The organism is Pseudonocardia sp. EC080619-01, assembly GCF_001420995.1.
Classification (GTDB): Bacteria; Actinomycetota; Actinomycetes; order Mycobacteriales; family Pseudonocardiaceae; genus Pseudonocardia.
Genome location: NZ_CP012184.1, coordinates 5,334,071 through 5,354,443 on the forward strand (window position 1 = coordinate 5,334,071; position 20,373 = coordinate 5,354,443).

General features: G+C 73.9%; 20 protein-coding genes. 12 read left to right on the top strand and 8 right to left on the bottom strand.

The window, feature by feature from the left end; all coding sequences use genetic code 11:
* The 3 genes from egtC to AD017_RS25005 are packed head-to-tail and all read left to right on the top strand — an operon-like array spanning nucleotide 1 to nucleotide 3,284.
* Complete coding sequence (gene egtC, locus AD017_RS24995) at nucleotides 1-753, top strand: ergothioneine biosynthesis protein EgtC (RefSeq protein ID WP_010226957.1); 753 nt, start codon at nucleotides 1-3, stop codon at nucleotides 751-753.
* A 13-nt stretch (nucleotides 754-766) separates the two neighbouring features.
* A complete protein-coding gene (gene egtD, locus AD017_RS25000; RefSeq protein WP_010226955.1) occupies nucleotides 767-1,756 on the top strand; it encodes an L-histidine N(alpha)-methyltransferase in 990 nt (329 codons plus the stop codon).
* Nucleotides 1,757-1,793: 37 nt separating this feature from the next.
* Nucleotides 1,794-3,284 carry a serine hydrolase gene (locus tag AD017_RS25005; RefSeq protein ID WP_060575744.1) on the top strand — a complete coding sequence of 497 codons (1,491 nt, stop codon included), beginning with the start codon at nucleotides 1,794-1,796 and terminating at the stop codon, nucleotides 3,282-3,284.
* Nucleotides 3,285-3,299: 15 nt separating this feature from the next.
* On the opposite strand, the gene AD017_RS25010 is transcribed toward AD017_RS25005, so the two are convergent.
* Nucleotides 3,300-4,088 carry a helix-turn-helix transcriptional regulator gene (locus AD017_RS25010; protein WP_060575745.1) on the bottom strand — a complete coding sequence of 263 codons (789 nt, stop codon included), beginning with the start codon at nucleotides 4,086-4,088 and terminating at the stop codon, nucleotides 3,300-3,302.
* 55 nt (nucleotides 4,089-4,143) lie between these two features.
* Here AD017_RS25010 and AD017_RS25015 point away from each other — a divergent pair, with 55 nt between their 5' ends.
* Both AD017_RS25015 and AD017_RS25020 read left to right on the top strand, forming a co-directional pair.
* On the top strand, nucleotides 4,144-4,719 hold the full coding sequence (locus AD017_RS25015; RefSeq protein ID WP_010226950.1) for a class I SAM-dependent methyltransferase: 576 nt from the start codon (nucleotides 4,144-4,146) through the stop codon (nucleotides 4,717-4,719).
* A gap of 16 nt (nucleotides 4,720-4,735) precedes the next feature.
* The gene (locus tag AD017_RS25020; RefSeq protein WP_033199062.1) at nucleotides 4,736-5,194 is read left to right on the top strand and encodes a cupin domain-containing protein; all 459 of its coding nucleotides are present in this window, start codon (nucleotides 4,736-4,738) and stop codon (nucleotides 5,192-5,194) included.
* 95 nt (nucleotides 5,195-5,289) lie between these two features.
* On the opposite strand, the gene AD017_RS25025 is transcribed toward AD017_RS25020, so the two are convergent.
* The 3 genes from AD017_RS25025 to AD017_RS25035 form a co-directional block, all read right to left on the bottom strand.
* Nucleotides 5,290-6,003, bottom strand: a complete 714-nt coding sequence (locus AD017_RS25025) for a CoA pyrophosphatase (protein ID WP_010226947.1) — start codon at nucleotides 6,001-6,003, stop codon at nucleotides 5,290-5,292.
* A 33-nt stretch (nucleotides 6,004-6,036) separates the two neighbouring features.
* Nucleotides 6,037-6,423, bottom strand: coding sequence for a VOC family protein (locus tag AD017_RS37520; protein ID WP_060575746.1), 387 nt, complete (start codon nucleotides 6,421-6,423; stop codon nucleotides 6,037-6,039).
* A 185-nt stretch (nucleotides 6,424-6,608) separates the two neighbouring features.
* Complete coding sequence (locus AD017_RS25035) at nucleotides 6,609-7,175, bottom strand: TetR/AcrR family transcriptional regulator (protein WP_010226943.1); 567 nt, start codon at nucleotides 7,173-7,175, stop codon at nucleotides 6,609-6,611.
* Nucleotides 7,176-7,258: 83 nt separating this feature from the next.
* Here AD017_RS25035 and AD017_RS25040 point away from each other — a divergent pair, with 83 nt between their 5' ends.
* Nucleotides 7,259-8,086: an oxygenase MpaB family protein gene (locus AD017_RS25040; RefSeq protein WP_060575747.1), complete on the top strand. Its 828-nt coding sequence runs from the start codon at nucleotides 7,259-7,261 to the stop codon at nucleotides 8,084-8,086.
* Nucleotides 8,087-8,109: 23 nt separating this feature from the next.
* Nucleotides 8,110-9,288 carry an acyl-CoA dehydrogenase family protein gene (locus tag AD017_RS25045; RefSeq protein ID WP_060575748.1) on the top strand — a complete coding sequence of 393 codons (1,179 nt, stop codon included), beginning with the start codon at nucleotides 8,110-8,112 and terminating at the stop codon, nucleotides 9,286-9,288.
* Here the strand turns inward: AD017_RS25045 and AD017_RS25050 are convergent.
* Together AD017_RS25050 and AD017_RS25055 are read right to left on the bottom strand one after the other, a co-directional pair.
* Nucleotides 9,282-10,664: an acyl-CoA synthetase gene (locus AD017_RS25050; RefSeq protein ID WP_060575749.1), complete on the bottom strand. Its 1,383-nt coding sequence runs from the start codon at nucleotides 10,662-10,664 to the stop codon at nucleotides 9,282-9,284. The two genes, AD017_RS25045 and AD017_RS25050, sit on opposite strands and share 7 nt — an antisense overlap.
* A gap of 22 nt (nucleotides 10,665-10,686) precedes the next feature.
* Nucleotides 10,687-11,976 (bottom strand): SLC13 family permease, encoded by a 1,290-nt coding sequence (locus tag AD017_RS25055; protein ID WP_010226935.1) that lies wholly within the window; start codon nucleotides 11,974-11,976, stop codon nucleotides 10,687-10,689.
* Between the two features lie 114 nt (nucleotides 11,977-12,090).
* On the opposite strand from AD017_RS25055, the gene AD017_RS25060 reads away from it, so the two are divergent.
* Nucleotides 12,091-12,840, top strand: a complete 750-nt coding sequence (locus tag AD017_RS25060) for an IclR family transcriptional regulator (RefSeq protein ID WP_082398918.1) — start codon at nucleotides 12,091-12,093, stop codon at nucleotides 12,838-12,840.
* Nucleotides 12,841-12,909: 69 nt separating this feature from the next.
* Here AD017_RS25060 and AD017_RS25065 read toward each other — a convergent pair whose 3' ends face one another.
* Nucleotides 12,910-15,717: an aconitate hydratase gene (locus AD017_RS25065; protein WP_060575751.1), complete on the bottom strand. Its 2,808-nt coding sequence runs from the start codon at nucleotides 15,715-15,717 to the stop codon at nucleotides 12,910-12,912.
* Nucleotides 15,718-16,050: 333 nt separating this feature from the next.
* On the opposite strand from AD017_RS25065, the gene AD017_RS35470 reads away from it, so the two are divergent.
* The 3 genes from AD017_RS35470 (at nucleotide 16,051) to AD017_RS25080 (ending at nucleotide 18,845) form a co-directional block, all read left to right on the top strand.
* Complete coding sequence (locus AD017_RS35470) at nucleotides 16,051-17,427, top strand: NlpC/P60 family protein (protein WP_060575752.1); 1,377 nt, start codon at nucleotides 16,051-16,053, stop codon at nucleotides 17,425-17,427.
* 77 nt (nucleotides 17,428-17,504) lie between these two features.
* Nucleotides 17,505-18,017, top strand: a complete 513-nt coding sequence (gene msrA, locus AD017_RS25075; protein WP_060575753.1) for a peptide-methionine (S)-S-oxide reductase MsrA — start codon at nucleotides 17,505-17,507, stop codon at nucleotides 18,015-18,017.
* A gap of 195 nt (nucleotides 18,018-18,212) precedes the next feature.
* A complete protein-coding gene (locus tag AD017_RS25080; protein ID WP_227012578.1) occupies nucleotides 18,213-18,845 on the top strand; it encodes a DUF4234 domain-containing protein in 633 nt (210 codons plus the stop codon).
* A 19-nt stretch (nucleotides 18,846-18,864) separates the two neighbouring features.
* On the opposite strand, the gene AD017_RS25085 is transcribed toward AD017_RS25080, so the two are convergent.
* A complete protein-coding gene (locus tag AD017_RS25085) occupies nucleotides 18,865-19,434 on the bottom strand; it encodes a L,D-transpeptidase (RefSeq protein ID WP_060576602.1) in 570 nt (189 codons plus the stop codon).
* Nucleotides 19,435-19,767: 333 nt separating this feature from the next.
* Here AD017_RS25085 and AD017_RS25090 point away from each other — a divergent pair, with 333 nt between their 5' ends.
* Nucleotides 19,768-20,361: a hypothetical protein gene (locus AD017_RS25090; RefSeq protein ID WP_010241364.1), complete on the top strand. Its 594-nt coding sequence runs from the start codon at nucleotides 19,768-19,770 to the stop codon at nucleotides 20,359-20,361.
* The last annotated feature ends 12 nt before the right edge of the window (nucleotides 20,362-20,373 follow it).

Sequence of the window (20,373 nt, forward strand, 5' to 3'; positions counted from 1 at the left end):
GTGTGCCGGCACCTGGCCCACCTCGGTCCGCCGCGCACGCTGGCCTCGATCCTGCTCGAACCGGAGCACGGGCTGCTCGCGCAGTCCTACGCCCCGGCCGACATGCGGGGCGGCGGCACGATCAACGCCGACGGCTACGGCGCCGGCTGGTACCCGGCGCCCGGCGCCGCGCCCGTCCGGGTCCGCTCGGCGAGCCCGCTGTGGGCCGACCCGTCGTTCGCGGCGCTGGCCGGGGCGACGTCGTCGGGCGCGGTGCTGGCGGCGATCCGGTCCGCGACGGTCGGGATGCCCGTCGTGGAGACGGCCGCCGCCCCCTTCACCGACGGCCGGTGGCTGTTCAGCCACAACGGCGTCGTCCGGGGGTGGCCGGGGTCGCTGGTGAAGGCCGCGTCCGGGCTCCCGGCCGAGGACCTCATGACCCTCGACGCCCCGACCGACTCCGCCGTGCTGTGGGCGCTCGTCCGACGCAGGCTCGCCGCCGGCGACGACCCCGGCACGGTGCTCGCGGAGACCTGCGAGCTCGTCGAGCGTGACGCCCCGGACTCCCGGCTGAACCTGCTGCTCACCGACGGCGGGACGGTCTGGGCGACGGCCTGGCGGCACGCGCTCGCCGTCCGTTCCACCCCGGACGCGACGACCGTCGCCTCCGAACCCACCCACGCGTTCCCCGACTGGACCCAGGTGCCCGACCGGCACCTGGTGGTGGCCCGCCCGGGTCACCACGAGCTGCACCCGGTGACACCCGACCGGTAACCCAAGGAGCACCGTGACCTCACCCGGCACGATCCAGCTGGACGTCCACCTGACCGGCGCCGACGCCGGCGCCGCGCTGCGCGCCGACGTCACCCGCGGCCTCACCGCGTGGCCCAAGGAGCTCCCGCCGAAGTGGTTCTACGACGCCCGCGGGTCCGAGCTCTTCGAGCGGATCACCGAGCTGCCCGAGTACTACCCGTTCCGCACCGAGCGGGCCCTGCTCACCGACTCCGTCGCCGACATCGCGCGCTCGTCGGGCGCGGACACCGTCGTCGAGCTGGGGTCGGGATCGTCGACGAAGACCCGGCTTCTGCTCGACGCGTTCGCCGAGGCCGGGACACTGCACCGCTACGTCCCGCAGGACGTCAGCGAGTCCGCCCTGCGCGGCGCGATCGACGAGCTGCACCGCGACTACCCGGCGCTCGCGCTGCACGGGGTCGTCGGTGACTTCACGAAGGACCTGGACCGGCTCCCGGGGGCCGAGCCGGGCGGGAAGCGGATGATCGCCTTCCTCGGCGGCACGATCGGCAACCTGCTGCCCGGGCCGCGGCACGAGTTCCTCGCGCACGTCCGCAGCGTGCTCGCGCCGGGGGAGCAGCTGCTGCTGGGGACCGGTCTGGCGACCGACCCGGGCGTCATGGTGCCCGCCTACGACGACGCGCAGGGCGTCACCGCCGACTTCAACCGCAACGTGCTGCGGGTGCTGAACCGGGAGCTCGGCGCGGACTTCGACGTCGAGGCGTTCTCGCACGTCGCGCTCTGGGACGCGGAGAACTCGTGGATCGAGATGCGGCTGCGGGCGGGCCGGGACATGCGGGTCCGGGTCGCCGCCCTGGATCTCGACGTGGCGTTCGCCGAGGGGGAGGAGCTGGTCACCGAGATCTCGGCCAAGTTCCGTCCCGAGGCGCTCGACGAGGTCGTCGCGTCGGCCGGGTTCGCGCCGACGCGCCGGTGGACCGACCCCGACGGGCGGTTCGCGCTGAGCCTGCTCACCGCCTCCTGAGTTGCTCTATGACGTAATTCCGGAATAACGTAGGCGCATGACCTCCGCCGAGCCCACGACCGGTCGACGCCTGCTGGGTGCCGCGCTGGCCGGTGCCCTGGTGTGCGGGGCGCTCGGTGCCCTGCTCGCGCCCGCCCCCGCCACGATCGGGCCGGAGTCCACCGGGGACCCGGTGCTCGCCGAGCGCCTGCGGGCACTCGCGGGCGACGACGGCGCCCACGGCCTGGTCGCCTCGGTGACCGGGGACGGGACGACCGTCACGGCCGGGGTCGGCGACGACGGCCGCGGCACCCCGCTGGACGCCTCGACGCCGTTCGAGATCGGGTCGGTCACCAAGACCGTGACCGGCGCGGTACTGGCCGACCTCGAGCTCGGCGGTGTCGTGCGCGGCACCGACCGGGTGCGTGACGTGCTCCCGCAGCGCCCGTGGGGCCCGGTCGGCGACGTGACCCTCGCCGAGCTGGCGTCGCACCGGTCGGGGCTGCCGGTCGACGCCGGCGGCGCCCCGCTGCTGCTGCACAACATGGCGAACGGGTTCGTCGGCACGCCGCCGGTGGAGCGCACCCCGGAGGAGGTGTTCGCCGCCGCCGACGGCGCGACACTCGGCCCCCGCGGCGAGGACGTCTACTCCAACCTGGGCTTCGCGCTGCTCGGCCAGGTGCTCGCCGAGCGGACCGGGACCCCCTACCCGCAGCTGGTCGAGCAGGTGGTGACGGGACCGCTCGGCATGGCCTCCACGGGCCTCCCCGGCGCGCCGCCGACCGGCGCCGCGATCGGGCACGACCTGCGCGACCGTCCGCTGCACCCCTGGATCAGCGCCGGCGACGCGCCGGCCGGGATCGGCGTCTGGTCCACGGTCGACGACCTCGTCCGGTACGTCGGTGCACTCGACGACCCCGGATCCGTGGTCTCGGCGGCCGCACAGCCGCGCTTCCCGTCCGACCTGGGCCGGATCGGCTACGGCTGGGAGACCCTCGAGGAGGACGGCCGCACGTTCCTCTGGAAGAACGGCGGCTCCGGCGGCATCCGGACGTCGGTGCTCGTCGAGCCCGCCGCGGACCGGGCCGTGGTGGTGTTCGGCAACGCCGACCGCGGCGTCGACCGGATCGCGGTCGGTCTGCTCGACGCCCCGGCGCTGTTCGGCGACGACTCGGACGGGCCGGGCCTCGTCGGCTGGATCCAGATCCTGCTGGCGACGGTGTTCCCCGTCTACGCGGGGATCTCGGTGCTCGTGGCGGCGCGCGGCGGTTGGTGGGCGACGGGCCCGTTCCGGCGGCCGGAGCTCGTCGGCGCCGCGGGCTGGGCGCTGTTCTTCCTGGTCCTGTCCTGGGCACGGGGGGACGTGGCCTGGGCGCTCCTGCCGTTCTGGGTGCTGGGGTGCGCCCTGGCCGGTGCCGGCCTCGGCATCGCGACGGTCCGGTGGCGCGAGGCGGTCCCCGCGCCGCGGGCGTGGTGGAGCGCGGCACTCGGGGTGCTGGTCGGGGCCGGGGCGCTGGTCGCCGTCGTCGTCTCGGCGGCGCTGGTCTGACCGTCCGGCCGGTGGCTACCGGCCGGAGCGGCCGAACACACCGGCGGGCGTCGTGCCGGTCGCGCGCCGGAACGCCGCGACGAACGCGCTCGGCGTCGCGTAGCCGACCCGTCGCGCGACCGTGCCGACCGGCAGCCCCGAGCCCAGCAGCTCCAGCGCCGTCCGGACCCGCAGCAGGGTCCGCCACCGGCCGGGGCCGACACCGGTCTCGGCCAGGAAGATCCGCGACAGGGTCCGTTCCCCGGCCCCGGTGAGCCGGCCCCAGGCGGCGAGGTCGCGCGGGTCGGCGGGATCGGCGGCGAGTGCGTCGGCGACCCGGCGGGCGCGCGGGTCGCGGGGCCACACCAGCCGGACGGCGGTTCCGGGCCCGCCGGCGTCGCGGGCCGGGCCGAGGCGATCGAACAGCACCATCTCGGCGCGGTGCCGCTCGCCGTCGTCGAGCCCGAGGTCGGCGAGGTGGTCGATGAGCGCGGCGAGCAGCGGGTCGACCGCCAGCACCGCGGGTGCGTCCCAGGCGGCGGGGCAGCGGTCCGGCCACAGGTAGACCCCGCGCATCGCGGACGCCTCGGTCGCGGCCGTGGTGTGCGCCGCGCCGGCCGGGATCCAGAGCGCGCGGCCCGGCGTGAGCACCCAGCCGGTCGCACCGAGGGTCACCCGCAGCACACCCCGCCCGGCCCAGGCGAGCTGGTGCGCGGGGTGCGCGTGCTCACCGAACACGTGCCCGCGGTCCAGCGGGATCCGGGAGACCAGGACGGCGGCGCCCGGGACGTCCGGCACGTGCGCCGGGAGGCCGGAACGCGACACGATCCGGCAGCCTAGCGACTCCCGGCCGCCGGGCGGGCGCCCTAGCGTCGCCTGCATGGCGATGAACGTTCTCCATCAGCGGATCTGCCGCTCCGACTCGTGGGCGGACCGGATGCACGGCACGACGCTGCCGTGGGCGACCCGGGGTGTCGACCTCGCCGGTGAGGTGCTGGAGATCGGGCCCGGCTACGGCGTCACCACCCGGTGGCTGGCCCCGCGCAGCGGTGCGCTCACCGCGCTCGAGGTGGACCCGGTGATGGCCGCCGACCTGCGCGACGGGCTGGGGCGGGAGCTGGGCGTCGACGTCCGGCACGGCGACGGTGCGGCCCTGCCGTTCCCGGACGGGAGCTTCGACGCCGTCGTCTGCTTCACGATGCTGCACCACGTACCGACGCCCGCCGAGCAGGACCGGCTCTTCGCCGAGGCCACCCGGGTGCTGCGCCCCGGCGGGACGTTCGCGGGCATCGACTCGCGGCTCAGCCTGCGGTTCCGGCTGATCCACGTCGGCGACACGATGACCGTCGTCGACCCGGACGGGCTGCCCGCCCGGCTGGCCGCGGCCGGGCTGGCGGAACCCGGCACCGAGCTGGGCGGGCGGTCGTTCCGCTTCCGGGCCACCCGTCCGTCCTGACGGTTACGGTGGCCGCATGACCACCGACTGGCGCGACGACGGCGTCCGCGTGATCCCCGGGGACGCGCTCGACACGAACACCCCGCAGACGCCGGGGATGAACCGGGCCGCGGCGGTCACCCACGACCGCGTCGGGTCGGAGAAGCTGTGGGCCGGGACGGTCACGATCCACCCCGGTGCCCGTACCGGTGCGCACCACCACGGAGAGCTGGAGAGCGTGATCTACGTGGTCCGCGGGCGGGCCCGGATGAAGTGGGGCGAGAACCTGGAGTTCACCGCGGAGGCCGGGCCGGGCGGGTTCATCTTCGTGCCGCCGTACGTCCCGCACCAGGAGATCAACGCGCTCGACGACGAGCCCCTGGAGTGCGTGCTGACCCGCTCCGGGCAGGAGCCGGTCGTGGTGAACCTCGACATCGACGGCGTCGCCGATCCCGAGCACGTGCCGTGGGTCGACCCGGGACACCCGCACCCCTGACCCGACTCGTCCGCATCCGGACCGTCCCCGCCGAGATGCGGCTCAGCGCTCTCCGCCGGTCTTTCCGGCGACGCTGAGCTGCATCTCGGCGGGAGTCAGTCGGGGCGGCGGGCGAGCTCCTCCCAGACCTGTTCCGGGCCGGGCGTCCAGGGACGGTGCCACCCGCCGAACCGGAGCACGGCGTCGAGCACCTCGCCGGTGTAGCCCCACACGACGTCGTCGCCGACCCGGAAGCCCGGGCCCCGCCACCGCCCGCCACCGGCGCGCAGCGCGAACCGGTGCGCCGGGTCGGCGAGCGAGGCCAGCGGCACCCGCAGCACCGCCTCGGTCTCCCGGGGGTCGACGGCGGCCAGCGGCCCGGGGGTGTGCCAGTGCGCGAGCACCGCGGTCACATGGAAGCCGGTGAGCAGGACGAGCCGCGGGAACAGCGCGACCGCGTCCACCCCGGACGGACGCAGGCCCGTCTCCTCGACGGCCTCGCGGACCGCGGTCGCGACCGGGTCGGCGTCGCCCTCGTCGCGGCGCCCGCCCGGGAACGACATCTCCCCGGAGTGGTGACGCAACCGGCGGGCACGGCGTTCCAGCACGACCTCCGGCCCGTCGTCGCCGAGGGCCAGCAGGACGAGCACCGCCGACTGCCGGGGCCCGACGTGGTCGGCCGGATGGTCGTTGCGGCTGATGTCGCCCGGTTGCGCGGTGCCGAGCCCGGCGAGCAGCGGATCCATCCAGGACGGAGCCCGGCCGGGGTGCACCCGTGCCGCGTCGAGCCAGCGGCGGGCCCGGGCGACGGTCGCGTCGTCGTCGATCACGACGACAGTCTGGCCGCCCGGGCCCGCGCCGTCCTACAGATAGGGCTGCGTGATCATCTCCAGGTGATGGCCGGCCGGGTCCCGGAAGTACACCCCGCGGCCGCCGTGCCCGTGATTGATCTCCCCGGGCAGCGTCTGCTGCGGATCGGCCCAGTGCTCGACGCCGTCGGCGACGAGCCGGCCGTAGGCCCGGTCGAACAGCTCGTCGTCGACGAGGAACGCGTAGTGCTGCGGCTGGACCTCCGGGAACCGGTCCTCGGGCAGATCGGCGAACTGGATCAGTACTCCGCCGTCGAGCAGCAGGTTGGTGAAGGGCCCCCAGGACGGGGCCTCGGCCGCCTCGAACACGTGGCGGAAGAACGCCGCCGAGACCGAGCGGTCCCGTGCGGCGACGATGGTGTGGTTGAACGTGCAGGTCATGGATCTCCTCCGGGTCGGTGCGGGACCGCGCGCGGAGACACGTGGAAGGAGAGCTGCGCCCGCGGGCCCGTGCGGGAACGCCGACGACGCATGGCGTCGGCGGGTGCGGGGACTCCTTCCGGCTGGGCCCATCGGGGGCGCACCGCCGACGCTAGCAGCGCGCCGGCCGCGCGTGCGAGCGTGAGTCAGCCGCGCTGCACCGCCACCAGCAGCGCCGTGCACCGGTCGACGAGATGCGCACGGTCCACGGGGAGGTCACCGGCGGTCCACGAGCCGAGCACCCGGGCGAGCCCGCCCACCGCGAACGCCCCGAGCAGGTCGTCGGGGTCCGGCCGGCGCTCGACGAACAGCCGCACGAACAGCCTCGCGGTCTCGGCGTGCCGGGCCGCCTGGGCGGGGCCGAACAGCACGCGTCCCTTGCGGGGGTCGTCCACCACCACCCCGACGATCGCCTCGACCCCGGCCCGCACCCGTGCCTCGTGCGGGCCCGGGGCGCCGTCGACGGCCCCGGCCGCGGCGCGGGCCACCTCGTCGACGACGGCGTCGTAGACCGCGGCGGCGAGTGCGTCCCGGTCGGTGAAGTTCTCGTAGAAGTAGCGGGTCGCGAGCCCGGCCCCGCGGCAGGCGGCGCGCACGGTCAGGTCGCCGCCGGGCGTGCCGAGCAGCTCCAGCCCGGCACCGACCAGCTGCGCCCGCCGGTCCGCGCGGCGCCGGTCGCCGTCGACGCCGCCGTAGGTCCGCAGGTCGCTCACCGTGCCGATGGTGCCCGCTTGCCGACCGCCCGGCAATCTGAGTACGGTCGTTCTCAGATCCCGCACCGCTGCAGGAGGTCCCGATGACGGTCGTCGCACCCGCCCGGCTGCCGCGGACGGCCCGCGATCTCGTGCTCGGGCCCGTCCTGCTCTCGGCGACCGCCAACGTGATCATGGAGCTGTCCCTGCCGCCGGTCGGTCACGGCGTCCGGGAGAGCCGGGTGACCAGCGGCAACCTGTTCGAGCACCCGGTCCACCGGTTCCGGACGACGAACACCTACCTCGGCGTCGCGCTGCTCGGCACCGACCACGACCGGCGCGCCTACCGCCGGGCCGTCGGCCGCTCGCACGCCCGGGTCGTCTCCACCGCGGAGAGCCCGGTGGCCTACCGGGCCACCGACCGGGACCTGCAGCTCTGGGTCGCGGCCTGCCTGTACCGGGCGTTCGAGGACACCTGGGGGCTGCTGGTGGGGGAGCCCGGCATGCGGCTGCCCGACGACGTCTACCGCGAGTGCGCCGCCCTCGGCACGACACTGCAGGTCCGGCCCGAGCAGTGGCCGGCCGACCGCGACGCGTTCGACGAGTACTGGGCGGCCGGTCTCGCCGATGTCGCGATCGACGACCGGATGCGTGCGTACTTCGAGCGCCTGCTGGACCGCGAGTACCTCGGCCCGGCCGGCCGGATCGGCGCCGCGCGCCACCGCTGGTACACCACCGGCTTCCTGCACGAGCCGTTCCGGAGCATGCTCGGCCTGCCCTGGTCCGACGACGACCGGCGCGCGTTCGAGCAGCGGATGCGACGGACCGGCGCGATGCTGTTCCGGCTCCCGCCCGCCGTGCGCCGGCTGCCCTACAACGCCTGCCTGACCGACATGCGCGTGCGCCGCCGGCTCGGCCGGCCGCTCGTCTGAGACCGATCCCGAGAGGACGCCCGATGGACTTCGCGCTGCCCGAGACCGCCCTCGCCGTGCAGGAGGGCGTCCGCGCGATCGGCGCCCGGCACGACCACGCCTACTGGTCCCGGCTGGAGGACGAGCACCGGTTCCCGTGGGAGGTGTGGGAGGAACTCGCCGCGGGCGGCTGGCTCGGGCTGACCGTCCCGGAGGAGTACGGCGGCGGCGGCCAGGGGATGCTGGAGCTCGCCGTCGCCTGCGAGACCCTCGCGGCGTCCGGCGGCACCGCGGGCACCTTCCTCTACATCCTCACCCCGGGCTTCGGCGCGACCACCCTCGCCCGGCACGGCACCGCCGAGCAGAAGGCCCGGCTGCTGCCCGGCCTGGCGTCCGGCGAGCTGCACTTCTGCATGGCGCTGACCGAGCCCGACGCGGGCAGCGACGCGCTGAGCATCCGCACCCGGGCGGTCCGCGACGGCTCCGACTTCGTGATCGACGGCCAGAAGATCTGGATCTCCGGCCTGGAGAACGCCGACTGGATGGTCGCGATCACCCGCACCACCCCCGCCGCCGACGCCCGTCCCCGGACCAGCGGGTTCACCCTGCTGCTGGTCGACGTGAAGGAGGCCGTCGCCGCCGGGACGCTGCGGTACACGCCGATCCCGAAGATGGGCTCGAACGTCGTGACCTCCAGCCAGGTCTTCCTCGACGGCGTCCGCGTCCCGGAGAACCACGTGATCGGCGAGGTCGACGCCGGTTTCGCGGTGCTGTGGGACGTGCTCAACCCGGAGCGGATCCTCGCCGCCGCGGGCGGGGTCGGGTCCGCCGACGCCGCGCTCGACGTCGCCGTCCGCTACGCCCGCGACCGCGAGGTGTTCGGCCGCCCGATCGGCGCCAACCAGGCCGTGCAGTTCCCGCTGGCCCAGATCAAGGCGAAGACCGAGCTGGGCAGGCTGATGACCTACAAGGCCGCGTGGCTCTACGACCAGGGACAGCCCTGCCACGCGGAGACCAGCATCGCGAAGCTGACCGGCGCCCAGGTCGGCTGGGAGGCGGCCGAGCGGGCGTTCCAGACGTTCGGCGGGATGGCCTACTCCAAGGAGTACCCGGTGGAGCGGCTGTTCCGGGATGCCCGCATCGCGCGGAACATCCCGGTGTCCGAGGAGCTGGTGCTCGCCCACATCGGGACCCAGGTCCTCGGACTCCCGCGGAGCTACTGACCGAGCAGCTTCTTCTGCACCTTGCCCATCGGGTTGCGGGGCAGCGCGTCGACGAACACGACCTCGCGCGGCCGCTTGTGCCAGGACAGCTGCGACGCGACGTGGTCGATGAGCGCCTCCGCCGTGCCCTCACCGACGACGAAGGCGACGATCCGCTGGCCCAGGTCCGGGTCCGGGGCCCCGACGACGGCGACCTCGGCGACCCCGGGGTGGTCCATCAGCACGGCCTCGATCTCGCCGGACCCGATCCGGTACCCGCCGGACTTGATCAGGTCGGTGGACTCGCGGCCGACGATGCGGTGGAACCCGCCCGGCTCGCGTACGGCGAGGTTGCCGGTGCGGAACCAGCCGTCGCCCGCCCAGCACTCGTCGTTCGCGTCGGGGCGGTTGAGGTAGCCGCCGAACAGCATCGGGCCGCGGACCTCGAGCCGCCCGACCGTCTCGCCGTCGTCGGGGACCTCGCCGGTCTCGCCGTCGGCCGCGGGCAGCAGCCGGGTCTCCGCGCCGGGGACCGGCATCCCGACCCAGCCCGCGCGCCGCTCGCCGGACGCCCGTGCGCTCAGCGTGATCATGGTCTCGGTCATGCCGTACCGCTCGACCGGCGCCTGCCCGGTCAGACCGGCGATCCGCTCGAACAGCGTCGCCGGCAGCGGCGCGCTGCCCGAGACCAGCAGCCGGGCCCGGCCGAGCGCCCGCGCCGACTCCGGGTCCTCCACGATCCGGTTCCAGACCGTCGGGACGCCGAAGTACATCGTCCCGCCGGCCGCGGCGTAGCGGGCCGGCTGCGGCTTCACCGTGTGCACCACCCGCGAGCCGCGGCGCAGCGCCCCGAGCACGCCGAGGATCAGGCCGTGCACGTGGAACAGGGGGAGACCGTGCACGACCGTGTCGTCCGGGGTCCAGTCCCAGACGTCGAACAGGCCGTCCAGGCCGGACGCGATGGCCCGGCCGGAGAGCTGAGCGCCCTTCGGGGCGCCGGTGGTCCCCGAGGTGTAGAGCAGCATCGCCGTGCGCTCGGGATCGATCTCGCGGAGGGAGACCGCGGCGCCGCCCGGGACGACCGCGGGCAGGTCGACGCCGTCGGGACGGTCCCCGGCCCACGCCGTCGCACCGGAGTCGCGCAGCACGTGGCCGCGCTCGGCCGGCCCGGAGTCCGGGGGGACCGGCACCACGGGGACGCCGGCCAGGATGCAGCCCGTGACCGCGACGACGGTGTCGAGCGACGCCGTCGCGTGCACCGCGACCGGGCCGTCACCGGGGATGCCCGCGGCGAACCGGCCGGCGCGGTCGACCAGCTCCGCGCGGGACACCGCCTCGTCGCCGACGACGACGGCACGGTCGAGGTCGTGACCCGAGGTGAGCGAGGTGAGGAACAACTGCGAACTCCTGACGTGACGGTTAGACGGCCATCGCGGGCAGCACGAGCGCACCGACCAGCGCGAGCGGGCCGATCACGACCATGGACAGGCCCCAGCGGGTCAGCAGCGCGGTCATCCGCGGCCGCTCGTCGGGGTCGACGGTGGTCGCGACCAGCGTCGCACCCACCGTGGAGAACGGCGACACGTCCACGATGGACGAGCAGACGCCGAGCGCGCAGATCAGGGCCCAGCCCGGGAGGCCGCCCTGCTGGACCAGCGGGATCGCGAGCGGGACGAGCGCGGCGAGGATGCCGGTCGTCGACGCGAACGCCGACACCAGCCCGCAGACCGCGCAGATCACGAACGCGGCGAGCAGCGGCACGGTGAGCTGCGCAGCGAGGTCGCCGAGCAGGTCGACCGCACCGATCTCCTGCAGCACGCCGACGTAGGTGATGATCCCGCCGACGAGCAGCACGGTCGACCAGTCGATCTCCTTCAGCGCGCCGCGACCGTGGTCGGGGTCGATGAGGGTGAGGGCCGCGCCGAAGGCGAAGGCGAGGACACCGACGTCGGGCTCGTTGCCGAGCACCGCGAGCACGACGACGGCCGCGACCAGGCCCAGCATCGCCGTCACCGTGATCAGGTGGATCGCCCGGAACGGCTCGCGAGCGACCGGCGGCTCGTCGTCCCCGAGCTCCGGACCGGCGCCCCCACCGGTGGTGACGGCCGTCCGGGACCGGCTGCGGGAGCCGAACATCAGGTACGACACGGCCAGCAGCACCAGGTTCGCGACGATCGCGACCGCGAACAGGGCCAGCGGGTTCAGCGGGATCCCCGCCGTGTTCGCGGTGCCCCAGGTGACGATGCCGAACAGCGACGTCGGCGCGAAACCGCCCGCGGAGAGCCCGGTGCCGATCGCGAGCGCCATCAGCATCGGGTCGATCCCGCGGCGGTGCGCGACCGACATGCCGATCGGGGCCATGACCAGACCGCCCAGCGGCGAGCCCATCGCCGAGACGACGCCGGTGAGCACGAAGAACGTCAGCGGCAGCGCGCCGCTGCGGTCGCCCACCACGACCAGTGCCCGGTCCACGAGACGGCCGATCGTGCCGTTGGCCTTGGCGATCCCGAAGAAGAACGTGACGCCGACCAGCAGGATCAGGATGTCGACCGGGAACCCCGAGACGATGTCGTCGAGGGCCAGGCCGGCGACGAGCAGGCCCATCCCGGCGGCGGCCGCGAACATCACGATGCCGATGTGCGAGCGCCGGACCTCGGCGATCACGAACACCGCCGCGAACACCGCCAGCGCGATGATCTGTACCGCCACGTGCCTACCCCCGTTGGTATGCGTCCTTGTCGTATCGGTCCATCAGATGGCACAGTGGTTCGCTGAATGGACCGACGATGGGACCGTAATCACTCGTCCGTGAGGGGTCAAGCAGTGGCGGCGACGAACAGCGTGGTCTCGGCGGTGCGGGTGATCGAGGCCGTCGGCCAGCGGCAGCCGATCGGCCTGTCCGATCTCGCCCGGGCCGTCGGGCTGCCGAAGTCCACGGTGCAGCGGACGCTGCTGACGCTGGCCGAGGTCGGCTGGTGCACCACCGACGACGTGTCGCGCTGGCGGCTGACCTACCGCGCGTTCGCGGTCGGGAACCAGGCCCGCGACGCCGGCGGCCTGCGCGACCGCGCGCTGCCCGTGCTGCACGAGCTGCAGCTCGTCACGGGGGAGACGATCCACCTGGCGGCACCGGACGGCCGGGACCTCGTCCTCATCGAGCGGCTCGACACCGCGCACCGGCTGCGTGCGTTCCTGCCGCTGGGCCACCGGATCCCGCTGCACGCCTCGGCGACCGGGCAGGCGTACCTCGCCGCGTGCCCCGACGCCGAGATCGACGCCTACCTGCAGGGGCCGCTGCCGCCCTCCACCCGGTTCACGGTCACCGACCCGGACACGCTGCGGGACCGGCTGGCCGGTGTCCGTGAGCGCGGGTGGTCGGTGAACCCGGAGGGGCTCTCCGACGGCATCGCGGCGGTGGGGGCGGCGATCGTCGGGACCGACGGCCGTCCGGTCGGCTCGCTGTCGGTGTCCGGCCCGACCGTCCGGATGACCGCCGACGTGTTCGACGACCACGGCCGCGCCGCCGTCGACGCGGCCCGGCGGATCTCCCGCGAGCTCGGTGCCCCGGGCTGACCCGCCCGACGCGACGGAGCCCGCCACCCCGGGACGGGGGGACGGGCTCCGCGTGTGGTGGTGTGCGCGTCAGCTCTTCAGCATGCCCCGGAGGACGTACTGCAGGATGCCGCCGTTGCGGTAGTAGTCCGCCTCACCGGGGGTGTCGATGCGGACCTTGGCGTCGAACTCGACGGTCTCGCCCGACGTCTTCGTGGCGGTCACGTGCACCGACTTCGGGGTCTTCCCGTCGTTCAGCTCGGTGATGCCCGCGACGTCGAAGGTCTCGGTGCCGTCCAGCCCGAGGCTCCGGGCCGACTCGCCCTCCGGGAACTGCAGCGGGATGACACCCATGCCGATCAGGTTCGACCGGTGGATCCGCTCGAAGGACTCGACGATCACGGCCTTGACGCCCAGGAGCGCGGTGCCCTTGGCCGCCCAGTCGCGCGACGACCCGGAGCCGTACTCCTTGCCGCCGAGCACGACCAGCGGGGTGTCCTGGGCGGCGTAGTTCTGTGCGGCGTCGTAGATGAACGCCTGCGGCGCGCCGTCCTGGGTGAAGTCCCGCGTGTAGCCACCGGAGACGTCGTCCAGGAGCAGGTTGCGCAGCCGGATGTTCGCGAACGTGCCGCGGATCATCACCTCGTGGTTGCCGCGCCGCGAGCCGAAGGAGTTGTAGTCCTTCTTCTCGATGCCGTTCTCGTCGAGGTACTGCGCGGCCGGGGTGCCCGGCTTGATCGCGCCGGCCGGCGAGATGTGGTCGGTGGTGACCGAGTCGCCGAGCAGGGCGAGCACCCGGGCACCGGCGATGTCGGAGACCGGCGACGGCTCGGAGGCCATGCCCTCGAAGTACGGGGGCTTCCGGACGTAGGTGGACTGCTGGTCCCACTCGAAGGTCTGCCCCTCCGGGGTGGGCAGCGCGCGCCAGCGCTCGTCGCCGCGGAAGACGTCGGAGTAGTTCTTGGTGAACATGTCCGAGTCGATCGCGGAGTCGACGACCGAGGTGATGTCCTCGCTCGACGGCCAGATGTCGCGCAGGAAGACGTCCGTGCCGTCCGAGCCCTGCCCGAGGGGCTGGGCCTCGAAGTCGAAGTCCATCGTCCCGGCCAGCGCGTAGGCGATGACCAGCGGCGGGGATGCCAGGTAGTTCATCTTGACGTCCGGGTTGATCCGGCCCTCGAAGTTCCGGTTGCCCGACAGCACCGACACGACGGTGAGGTCGTTGTCGTTGACCGCCTGCGAGATCTCCTCCGGCAGCGGGCCGGAGTTGCCGATGCAGGTGGTGCAGCCGTAGCCGACCAGGTTGTAGCCGAGCTTGTCGAGGTAGGGCCAGAGGCCGGCCTTCTCGTAGTAGTCGGTCACGACCTGCGAGCCCGGGGCCATCGAGGTCTTGACCCACGGCTTGGTGGTCAGGCCCTTGTCGACCGCGTTCTTGGCCAGCAGCGCGGCGCCGAGCATGACGCTCGGGTTCGAGGTGTTGGTGCAGGAGGTGATCGAGGCGATCACGACCGCGCCGTGGTCGAGCACGAACTCGCCGCGCGAGGAGGACCTCACCGTGACCGGCTTGGACGGGCGGCCCTCGCCACCGTTCGCGGCGGAGTGCACGACCGGCGCGGCGTCGTCGTCGGCGAAGCTCAGCGCCGGGGCGTCGCTGGCGGGGAACGACTCGTCGCCCGACTCGTCGACCCCACTGAGGGTGCCCTCGGCGGCCTCGTCGTCGGTGTAGTCGTGGACCGACTTGCGGAACGCGGGCTTCGCCTCGGACAGCTCGATGCGGTCCTGCGGGCGCTTCGGGCCGGCGATCGACGGCTTCACCGTCGACAGGTCCAGCTCCAGGGTCTGCGAGTAGACCGGCTCGTGCTCCGGGTCGTGCCAGAGCCCCTGCTCCTTGGCGTAGGCCTCGACGAGCGCGATCTGCTCGGCGGAGCGGCCGGTCAGCTTCAGGTAGCGGACGGTCTCGTCGTCGATCGGGAAGATCGCGGCGGTCGAGCCGAACTCCGGGCTCATGTTGCCGATGGTCGCGCGGTTGGCCAGCGGCACCGCGCCGACGCCCGCACCGTAGAACTCGACGAACTTGCCGACGACACCCTCGCGGCGGAGCATCTCGGTGATCGTCAGGACCACGTCGGTGGCGGTCACACCGGTCGGGATCTCACCGGTCAGCTTGAAGCCGAGCACCTTCGGGATGAGCATCGAGACGGGCTGGCCGAGCATGGCGGCCTCGGCCTCGATGCCGCCGACGCCCCAGCCCAGCACACCGATGCCGTTGACCATCGTGGTGTGCGAGTCGGTCCCGACCAGGGTGTCGGGGTACGCCTGCCCGTTGCGGGGCATGACCACGCGGGCCAGGTTCTCGATGTTGACCTGGTGCACGATGCCGGTGCCGGGCGGGACGACCTTGAACTCGTCGAAGGCGCCCTGGCCCCAGCGCAGGAACTGGTAGCGCTCCTTGTTGCGGCCGTACTCGAACTCGATGTTCTTCTCGAACGCGTCGGCGGTGCCGAAGAAGTCGATCATCACCGAGTGGTCGATGACCAGCTCGGCCGGCGCGAGCGGGTTGACCTTGGCGGGGTCGCCGCCCATCTCGGTCACGGCCTCGCGCATGGTCGCGAGGTCGACCACGCAGGGGACACCGGTGAAGTCCTGCATGATCACGCGGGCGGGGGTGAACTGGATCTCGGTGTCCGGCTCGGCCTGCGGGTCCCAGTTCGCCAGGGCGTTGATGTGGTCCGCCGTGACGTTGGCCCCGTCCTCGGTGCGGAGCAGGTTCTCGAGCAGGACCTTCAGGCTGAACGGCAGGCGCTGCGAGCCCTCCACCGCGGAGAGCCGGAAGATCTCGTAACCGGTGCCCCCGACGTCGAGCTGTCCTCTGGCGCCGAAGCTGTCGGTGCTGGCCACTTGGTGGTCCCTCCCGTGGTGGTGGGCGTGCTGCGTCCGGTTTCGGTGAGCGGCAGGCCGTTCGCGACCGGGCTGCTCACCGGCGTCGTGTCGGAGTCTCGCGCACCGCCTCTGACACGGCAGCGCGGACCCTGGTGACCCAAATAGTACGCCTGTCCTATAAGCCGCGCGAGGCGGGTGTGGTGCCCGTCGCGTCGCCCGAGCGGCGGACGGGAGCGCTGCGCCCGGTGTGTCGCACGTGGTCGGCGGGGCAGGAGTGGCACCCTTCGTCGCGATCAACGGGCCCTCGCACCCCGAGCGCGGCCCGTACCCGCTCCGAGGGGAGGACGACGCGTGACGCGCAAGCGTGTGCCGACGGCCGTCGGCGTGCTGGCGCTGCTCGGCGCCGTACTCCTCGCGACGCCGTCGGTCGGTGCGGCGGGTGTCGTCACCACCGCGGCGACGACCGTTCCCGGAGCGCCGGCACAGCCGCCGCCCCCGCCGCCCAACCCGGGCGACGACGAGCTGGAGCAGAGCCGGCAGGGCGTGCAGGAGCGGACCGCGGAGGTCGGCAGGCTCACCGCCCGGCTCGCCGAGCTCGACGGGCAGCTCGAACAGCTGCAGATCCAGGTCGCCGCCCGCAACGAGGAGGCGCTCGAGGCCCGCGACACCGCGGACACCGCGGGCCGGGAGGCCGAGTCGGCCGCGGCCCGCGCGCTCGACGCCCGCCGGGCCACCGAGGAGGCGGGTCGCGCGGTCGACGACGCCCGGACCCGGCTCGACTCGTTCGTCGGCGACGTCTACACCCACGGTCTCGACCTCGGCCCGCTCGGGCTGCTGTCCCGGGCGACCGACCCGCAGGACCTCGTGGACCGCGCGCGGCTGACCGACGCGCTCAGCGAGGACCAGGCCGCCGTGCTGGAACAGCTGCAGCAGGCCCGGATCGCCCAGGCCAACGCGGACTCGCTCGCGCGGGCCGCGCAGGAGGAGGCCGACCGGCGGCGCGCCGCCGCCGAGGAGGCGTCGGCCGCCGCCGACGACGCGCTGGCCTCCGCCGCCGCGTCCGCCGACGAGCAACAGGGCCGCCTCGACGGCGTGCGGGCCGAGCGGGCGGGCGTCCAGGCACGTCTGGACGCGGCCGAGAACGCCGACGCCGGGCTGCGTGCCCAGCGGCAGCGGTTCGACGCCTGGCAGGCCGAGCAGGCGCGGCTGCAGGCCGAGGCCGACCGGCGTGCCCGGCAGGAGGCCCGCAGCCGGGTCGCGCGGGAGGAGGCGCCGTCGGACTCCGGGCCGGCGCCGCGCCGTACCGGGTCGTCCGCGGTCGAGATGGTGATCGACCGCGCGATGGCGCAGATCGGCACGATCTACGCCTGGGGCGGCGGCAACTCCCGCGGCCCGACCACCGGCATCCGCGACGGCGGCGTCGCCGACTCCTACGGCGACTACAACAAGGTCGGCTTCGACTGCTCCGGGCTGATGCTCTACGCGTTCGCCGGCGCCGGCATCGACCTGCCGCGCTACAGCGGGAACCAGGCGGACGCCGGCGAGCAGGTGTCGATCTCGGACATGCAGCGCGGCGACATGCTCTCCTGGGCGGAGAACGGCCGGACCCACCACATCGCGATGTACCTGGGCGACGGCAAGATGATCGAGGCGCCGTACTCCGGGGCACGGGTGAAGATCTCGCCGGTGCGCTACGACGGGCTGAACAAGGTCACCCGGCTGCTCTGAGGGCCGCGGTCCCCGCGGAACATCGGGGACGCGGTCGTCGTTGGACCGGGCGGAACCGACACAGGGAGGTCAGATCGATGACCGAGACTGCGATCCTCGCCGGCGGCTGCTTCTGGGGCGTGCAGGAACTCCTCCGCGTGCGCCCGGGCATCGTCTCCACCAGGGTCGGGTACTCCGGCGACCCGAACACCCCGAACGCGACCTACCGCAACCACGGCGACCACGCCGAGGCCGTCGAGATCGTGTTCGACCCCGAGCGGATCGGCTACCGGGAGATCCTGGAGTTCTTCTTCCAGATCCACGACCCGTCGACGAAGGACCGGCAGGGCAACGACGTCGGGCGCAGCTACCGCTCCGCGATCTACTACACGACCGAGGAGCAGAAGGCGGTCGCGCTCGACACGATCGCCGACGTGGACGCCTCGAAGCTGTGGCCGGGGCCCGCGACCACCGACGTGGTCACGGCCGGTGACTTCTGGGAGGCCGAGCCGGAGCACCAGGACTACCTGCAGAAGTACCCCTACGGCTACACCTGCCACTTCCCGCGCCCGGACTGGGTGCTGCCGAAGCGGGCGGCCAGCACGAGCTGACCCGCCACACCGCACGGGGCCGGTCCGCGACGACGTCGCGGGTCGGCCCTGGCCGTGTGCAGAGCCCGATTCGTCACTTCTGATGAGATGCGGCCGGCACCCTGGCCGCCCGGTTAACGACACCGCCGCAACCCTCGAACCTGCAGTGACGAGCGCGGTCGCCGACACCACGCTCCCTGCAGATCGGAAGCGTCGATGACCCGGCCGCAGTACCCGTCCGACCCGCACCTTCCCCCGTCCGGGGTGCGCCCGCCCATGGACCCGCGGCACCAGCCGGACCCGCGGTACCAGCCGGACCGGCGGCACCAGGCGGGACAGCGAACCGGTGCAGGGTCGTACGGCGGGACGGCCGCACCGGTGGCCGGAGGACACCCCGGCACGGGAATCGAGCCGTGGCGTCCCGGCGAGCTCGCCGCCCCCCAGCGCGCTGCGACCGGTCTCGCCATGAAGCGTCGGCATCCCGTGGCCGTCTGGCTCGGACTCCCGCTGATCACCCTCGGGATCTACAGCCTGGTCTGGTATTACAAGATCCACCGGGAGATGGCCGAGTTCGACCCCCGCCGTCAGGTCCCGGTCGCCGGCCCGATGCTCGTCCTCCTCCTTCTGGGGTGGACGGTGATCGCTCCGCTGATCTCCTTCTACAACACCGGTCGACGCATCGCCGACGCGCAGCGGTCCGCCGGTCTGGCCGTGACCTGCAACCCGGTCGTCGGGCTGCTCCTCTGCTTCGTGTTCGGGCTGCAGACGCTGTACTACCAGGCCGAGCTGAACCGCATCGTCGACGCCTACCGCGTCCCGGAGCGCACCCAGGTCGTGCTCGCCGGCTGACCCCGCCCGAGGCCGGGTGTCAGGCCCGCCCGCGGGCCTCCGCGCGGTGCCCGTTCTCGACGGACCCCCGCACGACCTGGACCTTGTCGCCGATCTGCAGGGTGTCGAAGAACCGCTTCGCGTCGGCCCGCTGCAGCTTCACGCAGCCGGCCGACTCGCGGGACAGGTCACCGCCGTGGAAGGCGACGCCGCCGTCGGCGAAGAACACCGAGTACGGCATCCGCGCGGGCCGGCCGTCGGGGCCCGGGTACTCGCCGCTGCGGTGGTCGGCCTCCTTGCGGTAGACGCGGAAGGAGTGCCCGACCGGGGTCTCCTTGCCGGCCTCTCCCGTCGTGACCCGGAACGGGCCCCGCTCGACCGTCCCGCCGGACACGAGCCACGCCTGCCGCGTCTCGAGATCGACGCACGCCCGCACCGACGCCGAGCAGGGCGTTCCCGGCGCCGCGGGCTCCGCGTGCGCGGCCGCAGCGACCCGGCTCTGCTCGGGATCGGCCGTCGCGACCGCCGTGCCGCCGAGCCCGACACCGGTCACCAGGACCAGGCCGGTCACCACCGCCGCCCGGCGTCGCCGCCGCTCACGGTCACCCATCGCGCACCGTCCCTCCGCCGTCGCGTCCACCCCTCACCCGGACGGGTGGTGTCGCGGACCGACCTCCGGTGGACGCCCCCGGTGCGGCGGCGGTTGCCGCGGAACCCGGTCCCGCGACGAGAGGGAGGCCAGGGGCGGCGAGCGGGCGGCCCGGAGCGACGACGGTGCGCCGACCTGCGTCCTGACCCGGTGTGACGTGCGCCGGTCGTGGACCGCGTCACGCGTGATCCTCGTCGCGAGACGATGTCTCGAAGCAATAACGGGGGTACTTCTCGGTGATCGGGTCCTCACCGGCGGTCGTGGGACCCGACGACCTGATCTCGAGGAGGAACGATGCGCACAGCCGACGGCCCGGGACGCACCGGCCCACGGCCCGCCCCGGGCAGCGCCGACCGGATGCGCCGCTCGGCGGCCCGCTGGGAGGACGTGCTGGCGGTCGGGCTCGGCCTGCTCGTCGCCGTCGGCCTGCTCGTCGCCTGGATGGCGGGGACCTCCGCGCACGGCACCGTCGTCGAGCGTGGCGCCACCGAGTCAGCGGAACGCACCGCGGTGCCGGCGCAGGTCACCGACCGGACGACCGCGGTGAGCGACATGCAGACCGGTCAGCAGGCCGTCACCGTCGGCTGGACCGCTCCCGACGGAGCGGCGCGCAGCGGGGAGACCTCGGTCCCCGGGCTCTACCAGGTGGGGGACCGGATCACGGTCTGGGTGGGGCCCGACGGTGAGCTGACGCCGCCGCCGTCGACCCCCTCGGATGCCGTGACGGTCGGCGTGGCGGCCGCGTTCATGACGCTCGTCGCCTGGGGCGTGGTGCTGGCGGGTGCGGGCCATCTCGGCTTCCGCTGGACCGCGCGCCGGTTCGCGCACGCGTGGCAGGTCGACTGGGCCGACCACGAGCCGCACTGGTCGGGCCGCCGCCGCGCCTGACCCTCCCCGGCG

Bases quoted from the DNA above. Each gene is read 5' to 3' on its own strand.
- AD017_RS25045 (WP_060575748.1), top strand. From the start codon at position 8,110: ATGGACTTCGCGCTGCCCGAGACCGCCCTCGCCGTGCAGGAGGGCGTC.
- AD017_RS25005 (WP_060575744.1), top strand. From the start codon at position 1,794: ATGACCTCCGCCGAGCCCACGACCGGTCGACGCCTGCTGGGTGCCGCG.
- AD017_RS25040 (WP_060575747.1), top strand. From the start codon at position 7,259: ATGACGGTCGTCGCACCCGCCCGGCTGCCGCGGACGGCCCGCGATCTC.
- AD017_RS25020 (WP_033199062.1), top strand. From the start codon at position 4,736: ATGACCACCGACTGGCGCGACGACGGCGTCCGCGTGATCCCCGGGGAC.
- AD017_RS25015 (WP_010226950.1), top strand. From the start codon at position 4,144: ATGGCGATGAACGTTCTCCATCAGCGGATCTGCCGCTCCGACTCGTGG.
- AD017_RS25090 (WP_010241364.1), top strand. From the start codon at position 19,768: ATGCGCACAGCCGACGGCCCGGGACGCACCGGCCCACGGCCCGCCCCG.
- msrA (WP_060575753.1), top strand. From the start codon at position 17,505: ATGACCGAGACTGCGATCCTCGCCGGCGGCTGCTTCTGGGGCGTGCAG.
- AD017_RS37520 (WP_060575746.1), bottom strand. From the start codon at position 6,423: ATGACCTGCACGTTCAACCACACCATCGTCGCCGCACGGGACCGCTCG.
- AD017_RS25080 (WP_227012578.1), top strand. From the start codon at position 18,213: ATGACCCGGCCGCAGTACCCGTCCGACCCGCACCTTCCCCCGTCCGGG.
- AD017_RS25085 (WP_060576602.1), bottom strand. From the start codon at position 19,434: ATGGGTGACCGTGAGCGGCGGCGACGCCGGGCGGCGGTGGTGACCGGC.